This window comes from Stenotrophomonas sp. MMGLT7, assembly GCF_021168555.1.
Classification (GTDB): Bacteria; Pseudomonadota; Gammaproteobacteria; order Xanthomonadales; family Xanthomonadaceae; genus MMGLT7.
Map to the genome: position 1 here is coordinate 71,700 of NZ_JAJOZS010000011.1, position 14,521 is coordinate 86,220.

A 14,521-nucleotide genomic window follows, 5' to 3' on the forward strand; every position below is an offset into this window, starting at 1 on the left:
CCCATCTCAGAATTCGCTCTCGAGGAAGTTGCGCAGGATGCGCGCGCCGGTCTCGCCCGAGCGCTCCGGATGGAATTGCGCGCCGCCGTAGCGGCCATGCTGCACCACTGCAGCGAACAGGCCGCCGTGATCGCAGGCGGACACGGTGTCGGCCGACAGCGGCGCGGCATAGCCGTGCACGAAGTAGGCATAGGCCTTGGCCGGCAGGCCGGCGGTCAGCGGCGACTCGCGCAGCGGCAGCAGCTCGTTCCAGCCCATGTGCGGCACGCGGATGCCGAGGTCGGCGTGCAGGTGGCGCACGGTGCCCGGGATCAGGCCCAGGCAGGCGACGTCGCCCTCCTCCGAATCGTCGAACAGCAGCTGCATGCCCAGGCACACCCCCAGCAGCGGCACCTGCAGCTGCCGGAGCGGCTCGACCAGGCCCTGCTCGCGCAGGCGCGCCATCGCATACGGCGCGGCGCCCACGCCCGGCAGGATCACCCGCTCGGCACCGCGCAGGCCTTCGGCGTCGCGCACCAGCCGCGGCTCCACGCCCAGGCGTTCGAGCGCGTAGCGCACCGAGCCCAGGTTGGCGCCGCCGGCATCGATCAACGCAACATCGGTCATAACGCTCCCTTGGTCGAAGGCAGCGCATTGCCTTCGCGACGGACGGCCTGCCGCAGCGCGCGCGCCAGCGACTTGAAGCACGCCTCGACCTTGTGGTGGTCGTTGTCGCCGCGCACGCTCAGGTGCAGGTTCAGGCCGGAAGCATCGCACAGCGAGCGGAAGAAGTGCGGCACCAGCTCGGTGGGCATGTCGCCGACGCGCTCGCGCCTGAACTCGCCCTCGAACACCAGGTACGGGCGTCCGCTGAAATCCAGCGCGGCGCTGGCGAGGGTCTCGTCCATCGGCAGGGTGAAGCCGTAGCGGCCGATGCCGCGCTTGTCGCCCAGGGCTTCGCGCAGCGCCTGCCCCAGTGCCAGGCCGGTGTCCTCGATGGTGTGGTGCTCGTCGATGTGCAGGTCGCCCTGCGCCTCGATGGCCAGCGCGAAGCCGCCGTGCTTGCCGATCTGCTCGAGCATGTGGTCGAAGAACGGCAGGCCGGTGGCGATGCGCGGGTCGGCCACGCGGTCCAGGTCGATGTCGACCGAGATCCTCGTTTCCTTGGTGTCGCGCTGCACGTGCGCGCGGCGCGGCGCGTCGGCCAGTTCGTGGGCGATGCCGTCCCAGTCCCACTCGCCGCCGAACTGCGGCGTCTTCAGCTGGAAGCCGCGGATGCGCAGGTTGTCGGCGAAGGCGATGTCGGTAGGGCGGTCGCCGACCATGGCCGAGCGCGCCCAGTCGATCGACCGGTCCTGCAGGTACGGCAGCGCCAGGCCGATGCCCGGCTTGCGCGTGGGCAGGTTCTGCTCGGCGAAGCTGGTGTCGATCAGCTGGTCGCGGAACACGATGCCCTGGCTCTCGAACACCTGCAGCATCAGCTGGTGCGGGCCATCGAAGCTGGCCTGCGGATAGGCCGGCGTGCCCAGCCCGTCCTGGTTGCTGACGATGACGAACTGGTAGCCGGCATCGCGCAGGCGCAGCATCGCCGGGATCACGCCGGGCACGAAGCGCAGCTTGGCGTAGCTGTCGATCTGGAAGTCGGCCGGCTCCTCGATCAGGGTGCCGTCGCGATCGACGAACAGGATCGGAGTCATGCCGCTGCCCCATTGGATGCGCGTCCCTCGCAAGAACGCGGCACGTCCAGGCTGCCGGGACTGGACTTTTGCAGCGCAGCCAGCACGCGGTCGTTCTGCTGCGGCGTGCCCAGCGAGATGCGCAGCGCATCGTCCAGCTGCGGTGCGGCGCGCTGATCGCGCACCACCACGCCGGTGCCGAGCAATGCCTGGAAGGCGGCATCGGCATCGTCGAAGCGCACCAGCAGGTAGTTGCCCTGCGAGGGGTAGACGCGGCGCACGCCGGGCAACCGCTGCAAGGCGGCCTGCATGCGTTCGCGCTCGCGCTGCAGCTGGGCGACGCGCTCGCGGGTCATCGCCAGCGCCTCCGGGGCCAGCGCCGCCAGTGCCAGTTGCGCGCACGGCGTCGGCACCGGGTATGGCGCCTGGCACGCCCTCAGCACGGCGATCAGTTGCGGCTGCGCGATCAGGCAGCCGATCCGCGCGGCGGCCAGCGCATGCGCCTTGGACAGCGTGCGCAGCACCGCCAGGTTGCGATGCCGCGCCATCAGCGCCACCGCCGAGGGTTGCCCGGAGAACTCGCCGTAGGCCTCGTCCACCACCACCAGCGCCCTGCCGGCCAGCGCCTCGGCCACGCCGGCGATGTCGTCCGGCGACAGCGCGCCGCCGGTGGGATTGGACGGCGAGCACAGGAACACCAGCTTGGCCGCGCCCGCCAGCGCCGCCTCGACCACCGCCGGAAGGTCCGGGGCGAAGCCGTCCTCGCCGTCGCGCAGCGGCACCTCGATCAGCCGCGCCGCCTGCAGCCGCGCCGACACCGCGTACATGCCGAACACCGGCGGCGTGGTCACCACCGCGTCGCGGCCCGGCTCGCACAGCGCCCGCACCAGCAGGTCGATGGCCTCGTCGCTGCCGCGGCCGATCAGCAACTGCGAGGCCTCACAGCCGTACAGCCGCGCCAGCGCCGCGCGCAGCGCCTGCGGCTGCGGGTCGGGATAGCGGCGGCTGGCGGCGTCGGCGTCGGCCGGGTTGGGCCACGGCGACTCGTTGGCGTTGAGCCAGACCTCGCCCTGCAGTGCGCTGCTGCGCGCCGAGGAATAGCCGGCGAAGCCGCGCAGGTCCGGGCGCACCAGCGCCAGCAGGTCGTCCTGCGCCGCGTTCATGCCGCCGCCCCCATGCGCAGTGCCACCGCGTTGGCGTGCGCATCCAGGCCCTCGGCGCGCGCCAGCACCAGCGCGCAGTCGCCGATGCCGGCGATGCCCTCGCGGCTGGCCGCCTGCACGCTGACGAAGTTCTGGAAGCTGGCGACGCTGACGCCGCTGTAGGCGCGTGCCGCGCCGCTGGTCGGCAGCACGTGGTTGGTGCCGCTGCAGTAGTCGCCCAGCGCCTCGGGCGTGTAGTTGCCCAGGAACACCGATCCGGCGGCCTCCACCTGGTCCAGCCAGGCGCGCGGCTCGCGCAGCGCCAGGATCAGGTGCTCGGGCGCGTAGCGGTTGCTGATGGCGAACGCCTCGGCCAGGTCGCCCACCAGGATCAGCCGCGACGCCGCCAGCGCCTGGCGCGCGATCTGCGCGCGCGGCAGCCGCTCGAGTTGCGAATCGATCTCGCCCCGCACGCGTTCTATCAGCGCCGCGGAGTCGGAGACCAGCAGCACCTGCGAATCCGGCCCGTGCTCGGCCTGCGACAGCAGGTCGGCGGCGACGAACGCCGGATCGGCGCCGTCGTCGGCGATCACCAGCACTTCCGACGGCCCGGCCGGCATGTCGATCGCCGCCGCACCGGCCTGCGCCACCTGCTGCTTGGCCTCGGTCACGAAGCTGTTGCCGGGGCCGAACAGCTTGTCGCACGAGGGCACCGAACCGGTGCCGTAGGCCATCGCCGCGATCGCCTGCGCACCGCCGAGCTTGAACACCCGGGTCACCCCGATCAGCCGCGCTGCCACCAGTACGGTCGGATCGACGCTGCCGTCCTTGCGCGGCGGCGTGCACAGCACCACCTCGCGGCAGCCGGCCAGCCGCGCCGGCACGCCCAGCATCAACGCGGTCGACGGCAGCGGCGCACTGCCGGCGGGCACGTACAGCCCGACCCGCCCGATCGGCCGGATCACCCGCTCGCAGACCACGCCCGGCGCGGTCTCCACCGAGTAGGGCCTGGCCATGCCGGCGCGGTGGAAGGCCTCGATGCGGCCGATCGCCTGCTCCATCGCCTGGCGCAGTTCCGGCGCGATTTCGGCCTCGGCGGCGTCGAACGCGGCCGCGTCGACCTCGAACGACTCCGGCGCCACGCCGTCGAAGCGCAGGGTGATCTCGCGCAGCGCGGCGTCGCCGCGGCTGCGCACGTCATCGATCAGCTGCGCCACCGATTCGCGCGTCCGTACCGCCACGGCCTGCACCGGCCGGGTCAGCGCCTGCGCGCGCGCGGCCTCGTCGATACGATCCCAGTCGAGTGTGTTCATGCCAGCGATCGCTCCACCGTCAATACCATCAGCCCCTGCGCACCGGCGCGCTCCAGTTCCTCCAGCCGCTGCCAGGTGATCGCGCCGTGGCACATCGTCTGCAATTGCAGCGGCCCGTCCACCAAGCTCGGCAGTTCCACCAGCGGATCGGCATCGGGCAACAGCCGCGCCAGCCCGGCGATGCTGTCGCGGGCGGCGCGGAACATCAGCAGCTTGCTGTCGCGCAGCCGCACCACGCCGTCGAGCCGGCGCAGCAGCATGGCGATCAGCCCGGCACGCGCATCGTCGGGCGTGCGTACCGAACCGGCCAGCACCGCCTCGCTCTCCATCACCAGTTCCACCGGCTTGAGCTGGTTGGCGGCCAGGGTCGCGCCGCTGGAGACCAGGTCGCAGATCAGGTCCGCCGTGCCCAGCCGCGGCGCGATCTCCACCGAGCCGGACAGTTCCACCACCTGCGCGTCGATGCCGCGCTCGGCCAGCCAGCCGGCCAGGATCGCCGGATAGCTGGTGGCGATGCGCTTGCCCTGCAGTTGCTGCACGCCCTGCCAGTCCCACTCCTCGGGCACCGCCAGCATCAGCCGGCACTGGCCGAAATTGAGCCCGCGCAGTGCGCGATACGCCTCCGGCAGGCCGTTGCGGCGGCGCTCGGCGGCCTGCTCGTCCAGCTCGTTGCGGCCGACGATGCCCAGGTCGGCCACGCCGTCGGCGATCAGCCCGGGGATGTCGTCGTCGCGCACCAGCAGCAGGTCCACCGGCAGCGATTCGCCGTAGCAGAACAGCTTGTCGCGGCTCTGCCGCCAGCTCAGCCCGCAGGCGGTGAGCAGGCTGCGCGCAGGTTCGGCCAGGCGGCCGCTTTTCTGGATGGCGATACGCAGCCGGTCGCGTGCCGGTGCCGCCAGGGGAGCAGTCATTTCGGTATCTCAGTCGGTTCCGGCCGCTGCCGCCTGCCGGCGCAGGCCCGCGGCATAGCCGCCGGTCCCGTGCTCCAGCGTGCGCGCCACGCGGCCGATGGTGGTGACGCTGACCGAGGTCAGGTCGTGGATTTCGCGGTACGGCACGCCCTTGACCAGCAGCGGCACGACGCGCCAGCGGTCGGCCATCGCCTCCAGCTCGGCAGGCGTGCACAGGTCGTGCAGGAAGGCAGCCACGTCGCGTGGCTTGTCCAGTGCGGCAAGCGCACGCGCCAGTGCCTCGATCGAGGTGCGGGCTTGGCGGTCCTGGGCGGATGTCGGGCGCTGTTTCATTGCATCAATGTAATAACGTGCTGTTACATTAATCCAGACATGACTCTCCGGTCAAGCCACGTGCGCCCCCCCCCTGCTACGCTGCGGCGGCATCCGCAACCGCACTGGACGCCCGCCCGATGCCGCGCAACGCCCTCCCGCTCGTCCTGCTCCTGGCCGCAGCCGGCAGTTGTGCCGCTGCCCCTGCATCCGCACCGGCATCGAAGAGCGATGCTTCCGAAGCCCGGGCCCGGCCGCCGCTGACGTCCAGCGACCGGCTGCAGGCCTACCTGCGCGAACGCCCGTCCGGCAGCACGCCGTTCGATGCGCTTGCGCCCGCTGCCCGCACCCGCTTCATCGAGGGCATCGACTTCGGCGAGCGCGGTATCGTCGGTCTGGACGTGCAGGATCTGCACCTGCTGACCTCCGGACAGGCGCGGGCACTGCTCGCGCTGCTGGGCGCGGAGTCGCTGGCCGGGACGCTCGCCATCGACTGGTCGCCCACGCCCTCGCCTCCCGCGACCGCTGCGCCCAGCGAGCTGGAACTGCGCTACAACGCCTACAACCGCGTGCGCCGCGCGCGCCAGCCGGCGACCGCGGCCCGGCGTCCGTTCGCTCAGTGGTTCCCGGAAATCCACGAGCCGGCGGAACTGCCGCGCCTGGCCGACGCCGATCTCGCCCTGCTCGCCCGCGCCATCCGCATCGAATACGCCGAGGCCGGCGAGGATGCCTCGCTGCTGCCGGCGCTGGCCGCGGCGATGGCACTGTTGCAGCAGCGCGGCACGGCGCACGTGCACGACCTGCGGCAAACCGCCGACACCCTACTGCTGGCCCGCGACTACGCCGGCGCGCAACGCCTGGCCCGCGCCCTGCCGGGGCCGCCGCTGCTGGCGCGCATCCGCTTCCTCGATCCCTTGCCGCCGGAGACGGCGGCCCCGAGCGTGTGGCGGATGGACGATGCCGGCACCACCCTGGTGCGCGAGACCGTGGACCTGCAGCCGCTGCAGATCGTGGTCGCCGCCGGTTGCCATTTCTCCGCCGACGCGGCGCGCGACATCGCCGCCGACCCGCTGCTGGGGCCGGTCTTCGCCCGCCATGCGCGCTGGCTGTCGCTGCCCCCGGGCGCCGAGGACCTGCAGGCGGTAAGGGAATGGAACCTGCGCCAGCCGCAGGCGCCGATGCTGCCGATCCATGCGCGACAGCCCTGGAGCCTGCTCGGCGAATGGCGGATGCCGACCTTCCACGTCGTGCGCCAGGGCCGGATCGTCGCCAGCAGCAGCGGCTGGCGCAGCGGCGATGCCGGCGACCGCCAGCGGCTGGTGGAGCTGCTGCGCGAGAACGGCCTGCTTGCGGACCAGCGGTGAGCTGGCTCGTCGCAGGAGCGTCCTGTAGGAGCGACCTGTAGGAGCGACTTCAGTCGCGATGAGGCCTTACCGGTAAAGCCCAATCGCGACTGAAGTCGCTCCTACAGGTCGCCCCTACATCGCTCCTACATTGCCCCTACGGCGTTCCTACGGCGCTCCTGCATCGCTCCGGCTCGCAGCCGGTCACATGACCTTGGCCTGCTCCAGTTCCACCTGCAGGGTGCTGGCCAGTTCCTCGCGCGGCACCTCGAACTGCTGCTCGCGGACCAGGTCCTTCACCGCCACCACGCCGCGGGCCAGCTCGTCGTCGCCGGCCAGCGCGACGAAGCGGATGCCCGCGCGCGCGGCGTACTGGAACTGCTTGCCGATCTTCTTCGGCTCCATCTGCACTTCGGTGTTGATGCCGCCGGCGCGCAGGCGACGGGCAATGTCCAGCGCATCGCCGAGCCGGGCCTCGTCCATCAGCGCCACCATCGCCTGCACGCTGCTGGCGGCGATGCCTTCGATCAGGCCGGCCTCGCGCAACTGCCAGAACAGCCGGGTCAGGCCGATGGAGATGCCCACGCCGGGCAGCCTCGACTTGGTGTAGTGGCTGGCCAGGTTCTCGTAGCGGCCGCCCGAGCAGATCGAGCCGATCTGCGGATGCCCGCTGAGCACGGTCTCGTAGACGGTGCCGGTGTAGTAGTCCAGGCCGCGGGCGATGGAGAAGTTCAGGCAGTAGGCCGACTCCGGCACGCCCAGTGCCTTGACCAGCTCCAGCACCTCGCGCAGCTCGGCCACGCCCTCGCGCAGCACGTCGTTGCCACCGGCGCCGGTCTCCAGCGCCTGTAGCCGCGCCAGCGCATCGGCGTGCCCCAGCGAGCGCACCGCGACGAACGCCAGGATCTTCTCCACCTGTTCGGAGGCGATGCCGAAATCCGGGCCGGCGAGGGTCTGCCGCACGTAGTCGGCGCCACGCTTGTCGAGCTTGTCCACCTCGCGCAGCACGTCCATCTGGCGCTCGCCGTCGGCCACGCCCAGGCTCTCGAAGAAGCCGCGCATCAGCTTGCGGTTGTTGAGCTGCACGGCGAAATCGCCGATGCCCAGCTCGGAGAACACCGCGTGGATCACCGCCAGCACCTCGGCGTCGTAGCGGATGCTCAGCGCGTCCTTGCCGATCACGTCGATGTCGCACTGGTAGAACTCGCGGAAGCGGCCGCGCTGGGCGCGCTCGCCGCGATACACGCGCTGCATCTGGTAGCGACGGAAGGGAAAGGTCAGGTCGTGCTCGTGCTCGGCCACGTAGCGCGCCAGCGGCACGGTCAGGTCGAAGCGCAGCGCCATCTCCGGGAGGGCCTGCCCCGGCAGGCCGCCTTCGTCGCGCTCGTCGGCCGCGGCGGCGGCATTGGCCAGCGCGCCGGTGGACTGCACGAAGTACACCTGCCGCTCGGTCTCGCCGCCGGACTTGGTCAGCAGCACGTCGGAAAGCTCGAACACCGGAGTCTCGACCGGCAGGAAGCCGAAGCGCTCGTAGTTGCGGCGGATGACGTCCAGCATGCGCTGGAACGCGATCTGCTCGCGCGGCAGCAATTCCATGATGCCGGGCGGCGTACGGGGCTTTATCACTAGCGAGACTCCTGAAACGGGGGGTATGGACCGCCGATAATTCTAGCGGCTGGGCGCAGGGATGGCCGCATGCTTTATCATGGGAACCTCCCGCCGTCGTCAGCCTATGAATCGGCCGCTGCCAGGATTTGCCTTGCCCTACAAGGATCCCGTCTGCCATGAAGGGGCCGCCGCCCCGGATTGCATGCATTGTGCGGTCCGCCATCTGTCCATCTGCTCGGCGCTCGGTAGCGAGGAAGCGCAGGCGCTGGAGGCGGTGACCACGACCATGCCGCTGGAGGAAGGCGCCACCCTGGCCCGCACCGGCGATGCCCGCCGCCACGTCTACACGCTGACCGATGGCGCGCTGCGGCTGGTGCGCACGCTGGCCGACGGGCGGCGGCAGGTCGCCGGCTTCGTGCTTCCTGGCGACTACGTCGGCCTGACCGAGTCGCTCAAGTACCGCTACGACGTGGAGGCCATCACCGACAGCCACGTCTGCCGGGTGGCGATCACCGACATGCAGCAGCTGCGCACGCAGTACCCGAAGCTGGAGCGCAAGCTGCTGCAGCGCGCCTGCCTGGAGCTGGACGCCGCCCAGGATGCCGCGCTGGCGCTGGCGCGCATGCAGCCCACCGAGAAACTGGCCGACTTCCTGCTCACCCTGGCCTCGCGCCTGGCGCGCGACGGCGATGGCCGCAACCTGGTGGCGCTGCCGATGGGCCGCGGCGACATCGCCGACCACCTCGGCCTGACCATGGAAACCGTCAGCCGCACCTTCACCAAGCTGCGCCTGCAGGGCCTGATCTCCCTGCCGCAGCTGCACGTGGTCGAGATCCGCGACTTCGCCGGCCTGCACAAGCTGGCATCCAACGAAGCCGACTGACCCGCGCGACCGCCGCCGAGACGGCGATCCCCCCTCGCTCCGGCGCCGAAGTAGCCCAGGCGATTCAGTCCCGCAGCAAGCGCTCCTTCAGGGCCCGGTAGTCCGGCGGCAGCGGATCGGCGTGCGCGGGCCTGGCCAGCAGCGCCGCCAGTGCCGGCGGCACCTCCAGCGCCCGCCCGATCAGCGGCTCGACCACGCTCTCGAACTTGGCCGGATGCGCGGTGGCGACCACCGACCAGTCGCCCTCCACGCCACGCTCGCGCAGATCCCCCAGCACATGCACCGCAGCGGCGGTGTGCGGGCAGAACACCTCGCCGTAGCGCCGGTAGCGCTCGGCAATGGTCTGGCGGATGGCCGTATCGTCCACCGCATGCGATCGGAATGCGGCCCTGAGCTTGGCGTCGTCGCCGTCGTAGAGCCAGCGCAGGCGCTCGAAGTTGCTGGGCGCACCCACGTCCATCGCATTGGCGATGGTGGCGACGCTGGCGCGCGGCGCGTAGTCGCCACCGTCGAAGTATTCCGGCAGCACCCGGTTGGCGTTGGTCGCCAGCACGATACGGCCGATCGGCACTCCCAGTTCGCGGGCGATGATCGCCGCCAGCGCGTTGCCGAGGTTGCCGGTGGGAATGACGAAATCCAACGGCCGGCCATGGCGCGCATGGTGGTCCAGCGCGGCGTGGGCGTAGTAGCTCGTCTGCGGCAGCAGCCGGCCCAGGCTGATGCTGTTGGCCGAGCTGAGCGGCACCTGTGCCTGCAATCCGGCATCGCCCAGCGCCTGCTTGACCATGGCCTGGCAGTCGTCGAACGAGCCGGCTACGCGCAGCGCGCTCACGTTGTCGCCGAAACAGCCCAGCTGGTGCGCCTGCCGCGGCGACACCCTGCCGTCCGGATACAGCACCACCACCCGCAGCCCAGGCTGGCGGTGGAAGGCGGCCGCCACCGCGGCGCCGGTATCGCCGGAGGTCGCCACCAGGATGGTCAACGGACGCTCCGCGCCCCTGCGCAGGCGCGCCAGGCAGGCGGCGAGGAAGCGCGCACCGAAATCCTTGAACGCCGCGGTCGGTCCATGGAACAGCTCCAGCACGTGGTCACCGGGCGTGGCCAACGGCTGCAGCGGCGCCGGGAAGTCGAACGCCTCGCCGCAGATCGTCGCCAACTCGGGCGCCAGGCCGTCGCCGGCGAAGAACGGCTGCAGCAGCGTCGCCGCGGTGTCGGCCAGGGTCGCCCCGGGCGCCAGCCGGCGCGGCGCCGGCATGCGTTCGGGAACGTACAGCCCGCCATCGGGTGCCAGCCCGGCGGCGATGGCCTGGCTGAGGCTGGCGGCAGGAGCGGTGTTACGGGTGGAGATGAAGGTCATGGGGGGAGTCTGGGATTCGGGATTCGGGATTCGGGATTCGGGATTCGGGATTGGGGATTGGGGATTGGCAAGATCGAGCGGGGTCACGGAGCGGGAAGGAAACGCTTTTGCGAATCCCCACTCCCGGCATTCCACAGCCGAATGGCTGGTCATCCCGCCTCACAGCACCACCGCGCCAGGGCTGGCGATCGGCGACACCCACGCTTGGCTGCCGAAGCCGGCGTCGCCGAAGGCCTGGCGCACGGCCGCCGCCGCGGCGTCGGCCTCGGCCCGCGACTCGAACCAGGCGAACAGGCTGGGACCGGCGCCGGAGATGCTCGCGCCCATCGCGCCGGCGGCCAGGGCCGCCTGCTTGGCGGCGTCGAAGCCGGCGATCAGGGGCGCCCGCCGCGGTTCCACCAACACGTCGCGCAATCCCGCGCGCACCAGGCCGGCATCGCCGGCATGGCAGCCGGCGAGCAACAGCGCCAGGTTGCCGCTCTGGGCGACGAATTCCTTCAGCTGGTAGGCGCCCTGCAGCGCGGCGCGCGCGCGCCGGGTTTCCAGCTGCGCGTCCGGGTGCACCAGCAGGCTGTGCCAGGCCGCGGATACCGGGATGCGCACCAGCCGCTCCAGCGTGGACAGCACCAGCCCGCCCAGGAGCATCGGGCCCAGGTTGTCGCCATGGCGGCTGCCGCTGGCCACCGCCTCGCCGTCGAGCGCGTACGGGTACAGCCGCTCGCGCTCCAGCGGTTCGGGCAGCAGCTCGTTGGCGGCCACCAGCGCCGCCACGCACGAGGCGGCCGAGCCGCCCATGCCGGAACTGAGCGGGATGCCCTTGTCGATCTCGATCTCGAACCCGAACGGCAGCCGCAGCGCCTGCCGCAGCGAGATCAGCGCGGCGCCGGCGGTGTTGTCGGCGGCCGTGCCCGGCAGCGCCACCTCTGCGCCGCGGATGGCGGCGATGCGCACCTGCGGGCTGTCGATGCGGCGCACGCTGACGGTGTCGCCGACGCCGGCCAGCGGATAGCCGAGCAGGTCGAAGCCCACCGCCACGTTCGCCACCGAGGCCGGCGACCATGCCCTGGCCTCGAGCTGCGTGCCGCCAGCGGCCGCATCGGCGCGCGCCGGCGCCTGCATGCCGGCGTTCACAGCCGCGCCCCCTCGCCCGCCGCGACCCGCAGCAGGTCGGAGAACACGCCGGCGGCGGTCACCTCCGGTCCGGCGCCGGGCCCCTGCACCACCAGCGGGTTCTCGCTGTAGCGGCGGGTGGTGAACTGCACCACGTTGTCGGTCAGGCGCAGGTTGGCGAAGGCATGGTCGGCCGGCATCTCCACCAGGCCGACGCTGGGCTGCAGGTCGCGCGACAGCCGCGCCACGTAGCGCAGCACGCAGCCGCGGGCGCGCGCATCGCGCAGGCGCAGGGCAAGCGCCGCGTCGACCTCGTGCAGCCGCGCCATGAACTCCTCGACGCTGGCCTGGCCCAGGGAAGCGGGCACCAGGCTTTCCACCGCCACGTCCTCCAGGCCGATCTCGCGCCCGGCCTCGCGCGCCAGGATCACCAGCTTGCGCGCCACGTCCACGCCGGACAGGTCGTCGCGCGGGTCCGGCTCGGTGTAGCCCATCGACCGCGCCTGCGCCACCAGCTGCGAGAACGGCACGCTGCCGTCGTACTTGTTGAACAGCCATGCCAGCGTGCCGGAGAAGATGCCCTCGATCGAGGTCACCTTGTCGCCGGTATCGACCAGGTCGCGCAGCGTGGTGATCACCGGCAGGCCGGCGCCGACCGTGGCCTCGTAGCGGAAGCGCGCGCCGCTGGCGGCCGCGGCGGCGCGGATGGCGCGGAAGCGCGGCAGCGGGCCGGAACCGGCCTGCTTGTTCGGCGTCACCACGTGGATGCCCGCGGCCAGCCAGCCCTCGTAGCGGTCGGCCACCGCGGCGCTGCCGCTGCAGTCGACGATCACCACGTGCGGCAGGTGCGCCGACAGCAGGTGCTCGGTGAAACGCTCCAGGTCCACCGCCTCGGGGCTGCCGGCGAGCGCCGCGCGCCAGTCGCCGGACAGCGCACGCGCGCCCAGCAGCATGCGCCGCGACGATGCGATGGCGCGCAGCCGCAGGTCCACGTTGGCCTTGCCCAGCAGCTGCTGGCGGGCTTCCAGCAACTGGTCCAGGAACGCGGCGCCGACGTTGCCCGGGCCGATCACGCCGACGGCGAAGGTCTGCGGCGACAGCCAGAAGCCGGCATGCGCGGCGCGCAATGCCTTGGCCGCGTGCTGGCTGTCGATCGCCACCGAGATGTTGCGCTCGGACGAACCCTGGGCGATGGCCAGGATGTTGACCTGTGCCCGCCCCAGCGACTCGAACAGGCGCGCGGCCACGCCGGGCTGCCCGGCCATGCCGTCGCCCACCGCCGCCAGCACGCTGATGCCGGTGGTGAGCTGCACCCGGTGCACCTGGCCCTGGCCCAGTTCGTGCGCGAACGCGCTCAGCAGCGCATCGCGGGCGCGCTCGGACTCGCCCTGCCTGACCACGCAGCAGATCGAGTGCTCCGAAGACCCTTGCGAGATCATCACCACCGACACGCGCGCGTTGCGCAGCGCCGAGAACACCCGCTCGGCGGTGCCCGGGACGCCGATCAGGCCGGTGCCTTCCAGGTTCAGCACCGCCAGGTCGGGACTGAGCGTCAGGCCCTTGATCGGGCCGCTGACCTCGCTGCTGGCGGTGATGCGGGTGCCCGGATGGTCGGGCTGGAAGGTGTTGCGGATGATGATCGGCAGTCCGCGCTCGATCGCCGGGTACATCGTCTGCGGATGCACCACCTTGGCGCCGAAGTAGGCCAGCTCGCAGGCCTCGTCGTAGCTGAGCGTCTCCAGCTGCACCGCCTCGGGCACCACCCGCGGATCGGCCGACAGCACGCCGTCCACGTCGGTCCAGATATGCAGTTCGTCGGCGCCGAACAGCGCGGCGAAGATCGCGCCCGAGTAGTCGCTGCCGTTGCGTCCCAGCGTGGTGATGTGGCCGCCGTGGTTGCGCGCCACGAAGCCGGTGGCCACCACCCGCGGCTGCGGGTGCCCGCCGCGCCACTCGGCCAGCCTGGCGGCGCTGAGCGCCCAGTCCACCGCCACCCCCAGCTCGTTGCGCTCGACCACCAGCACGTCGCGCGCGTCCAGCACCGCGCAGTCCTCGCCCAGCGCCTGCAGGTGGTGGCCCAACAGGTGCGCCGAGTAGACCTCGCCCAGGCCCTGCACGCGCTCGAGCACCTCGTTGGGCAGCTCGCCGATCACCGCCAGCGCGGCCAGGATCTGCGCAAGGTGATCGAAGCGCTGGTCCAGCCACTCCAGCGTGGGACCGGCCGCCTCGCCCAGCAGCGCCACCGCCGCGCCGCGATGGCGGCCGCGCAGTTCGTGCCACAGCTCGCGCCAGTCGGCGCTGCCGGAGGCGGCGGCCTCGGCCATCGCGATCAGCGCATCGGTCACGCCCTTCATCGCCGAGACCACGGTGACCTGCACCGACTCCTCGCGCGCCAGCAGCAACTGCGCGACGTGGCGATAGCGCTCGGCATCGGCCACGGAGGTGCCGCCGAACTTGTGCACGACGGTCCCCGGCACCGCCTGCGGGCCGGGTTCGGGCTGTGCTTCGGGGAATTCCAACGATGCTGCTGACGACATGGCAAGACCTCGGGCTGGGAGGCCCCGCTCGTCTCAGGCCGGGGAGTACCCCCGCATCCTGATCCGGGTGCGGGGCCGTGGTTTTCGGAAAACTACGCGAAGACGACGGGCCGCACCGGGCAAGTGGTGACGGTGGTAATGATGGTCGCGATGCCGGCAACGCGGTGCGACTGCGGGCGCATGGCCGACAGGACAAGGACGTTGCAGCGGGCGTGGCGACTTGGCATGGCGGCCAACAAGACAACAGCGACCGGGGAACTGTCAAGTGCTGCACCGCACGAACCCGCGCAGGCCGCGCCGCCAAAGGACGGTTTCAGCACGAACCAAACGCTCGCGACGGCGACGGGGGC

General features: G+C 71.7%; 12 protein-coding genes. 2 read left to right on the top strand and 10 right to left on the bottom strand.

Annotated elements, in window-relative coordinates:
* Positions 1-6: 6 nt before the first annotated feature.
* From hisH to LRX76_RS13795, 6 genes are read right to left on the bottom strand one after another with little or no spacing between them, the layout of a single operon-like run.
* Positions 7-606 (bottom strand): imidazole glycerol phosphate synthase subunit HisH, encoded by a 600-nt coding sequence (gene hisH, locus LRX76_RS13770; protein WP_231806172.1) that lies wholly within the window; start codon positions 604-606, stop codon positions 7-9.
* Entirely contained in the window at positions 603-1,676 is a 1,074-nt protein-coding gene (gene hisB / locus LRX76_RS13775) for a bifunctional histidinol-phosphatase/imidazoleglycerol-phosphate dehydratase HisB (protein WP_231806174.1), read from the bottom strand. The genes hisH and hisB overlap by 4 nt, the downstream gene beginning before the upstream one ends.
* Positions 1,673-2,818, bottom strand: coding sequence for a histidinol-phosphate transaminase (hisC, locus tag LRX76_RS13780; RefSeq protein WP_231806176.1), 1,146 nt, complete (start codon positions 2,816-2,818; stop codon positions 1,673-1,675). The genes hisB and hisC overlap by 4 nt, the downstream gene beginning before the upstream one ends.
* Positions 2,815-4,110, bottom strand: a complete 1,296-nt coding sequence (gene hisD / locus LRX76_RS13785; RefSeq protein ID WP_231806178.1) for a histidinol dehydrogenase — start codon at positions 4,108-4,110, stop codon at positions 2,815-2,817. The genes hisC and hisD overlap by 4 nt, the downstream gene beginning before the upstream one ends.
* Positions 4,107-5,021, bottom strand: coding sequence for an ATP phosphoribosyltransferase (gene hisG / locus LRX76_RS13790; RefSeq protein WP_231806180.1), 915 nt, complete (start codon positions 5,019-5,021; stop codon positions 4,107-4,109). The genes hisD and hisG overlap by 4 nt, the downstream gene beginning before the upstream one ends.
* Before the next feature lie 9 nt (positions 5,022-5,030).
* Positions 5,031-5,354, bottom strand: a complete 324-nt coding sequence (locus LRX76_RS13795; protein ID WP_231806182.1) for a YerC/YecD family TrpR-related protein — start codon at positions 5,352-5,354, stop codon at positions 5,031-5,033.
* A 119-nt stretch (positions 5,355-5,473) separates the two neighbouring features.
* On the opposite strand from LRX76_RS13795, the gene LRX76_RS13800 reads away from it, so the two are divergent.
* Positions 5,474-6,697 carry a hypothetical protein gene (locus LRX76_RS13800; protein ID WP_231806184.1) on the top strand — a complete coding sequence of 408 codons (1,224 nt, stop codon included), beginning with the start codon at positions 5,474-5,476 and terminating at the stop codon, positions 6,695-6,697.
* 183 nt (positions 6,698-6,880) lie between these two features.
* Here LRX76_RS13800 and hisS read toward each other — a convergent pair whose 3' ends face one another.
* On the bottom strand, positions 6,881-8,302 hold the full coding sequence (hisS, locus tag LRX76_RS13805) for a histidine--tRNA ligase (protein WP_231806186.1): 1,422 nt from the start codon (positions 8,300-8,302) through the stop codon (positions 6,881-6,883).
* A gap of 106 nt (positions 8,303-8,408) precedes the next feature.
* Here hisS and LRX76_RS13810 point away from each other — a divergent pair, with 106 nt between their 5' ends.
* On the top strand, positions 8,409-9,167 hold the full coding sequence (locus LRX76_RS13810) for a helix-turn-helix domain-containing protein (RefSeq protein ID WP_331716783.1): 759 nt from the start codon (positions 8,409-8,411) through the stop codon (positions 9,165-9,167).
* A 64-nt stretch (positions 9,168-9,231) separates the two neighbouring features.
* Here the strand turns inward: LRX76_RS13810 and thrC are convergent, their stop codons facing one another.
* From thrC to thrA, 3 genes are all read right to left on the bottom strand, one after another.
* Positions 9,232-10,524, bottom strand: coding sequence for a threonine synthase (gene thrC / locus LRX76_RS13815; RefSeq protein ID WP_231806190.1), 1,293 nt, complete (start codon positions 10,522-10,524; stop codon positions 9,232-9,234).
* A gap of 159 nt (positions 10,525-10,683) precedes the next feature.
* The gene (locus LRX76_RS13820) at positions 10,684-11,643 is read right to left on the bottom strand and encodes a homoserine kinase (RefSeq protein ID WP_231806238.1); all 960 of its coding nucleotides are present in this window, start codon (positions 11,641-11,643) and stop codon (positions 10,684-10,686) included.
* Positions 11,644-11,651: 8 nt separating this feature from the next.
* Positions 11,652-14,153, bottom strand: a complete 2,502-nt coding sequence (thrA, locus tag LRX76_RS13825) for a bifunctional aspartate kinase/homoserine dehydrogenase I (RefSeq protein ID WP_231806192.1) — start codon at positions 14,151-14,153, stop codon at positions 11,652-11,654.
* Positions 14,154-14,521 lie beyond the last annotated feature (368 nt).

Excerpts from the sequence above, each read along its gene's own strand:
- hisB (WP_231806174.1), bottom strand. The coding sequence starts at position 1,676 with ATGACTCCGATCCTGTTCGTCGATCGCGACGGCACCCTGATCGAGGAG.
- hisC (WP_231806176.1), bottom strand. The coding sequence starts at position 2,818 with ATGAACGCGGCGCAGGACGACCTGCTGGCGCTGGTGCGCCCGGACCTG.
- thrC (WP_231806190.1), bottom strand. The coding sequence starts at position 10,524 with ATGACCTTCATCTCCACCCGTAACACCGCTCCTGCCGCCAGCCTCAGC.
- LRX76_RS13810 (WP_331716783.1), top strand. The coding sequence starts at position 8,409 with ATGAATCGGCCGCTGCCAGGATTTGCCTTGCCCTACAAGGATCCCGTC.
- LRX76_RS13795 (WP_231806182.1), bottom strand. The coding sequence starts at position 5,354 with ATGAAACAGCGCCCGACATCCGCCCAGGACCGCCAAGCCCGCACCTCG.
- hisG (WP_231806180.1), bottom strand. The coding sequence starts at position 5,021 with ATGACTGCTCCCCTGGCGGCACCGGCACGCGACCGGCTGCGTATCGCC.
- LRX76_RS13820 (WP_231806238.1), bottom strand. The coding sequence starts at position 11,643 with ATGCAGGCGCCGGCGCGCGCCGATGCGGCCGCTGGCGGCACGCAGCTC.
- hisH (WP_231806172.1), bottom strand. The coding sequence starts at position 606 with ATGACCGATGTTGCGTTGATCGATGCCGGCGGCGCCAACCTGGGCTCG.
- LRX76_RS13800 (WP_231806184.1), top strand. The coding sequence starts at position 5,474 with ATGCCGCGCAACGCCCTCCCGCTCGTCCTGCTCCTGGCCGCAGCCGGC.
- hisD (WP_231806178.1), bottom strand. The coding sequence starts at position 4,110 with ATGAACACACTCGACTGGGATCGTATCGACGAGGCCGCGCGCGCGCAG.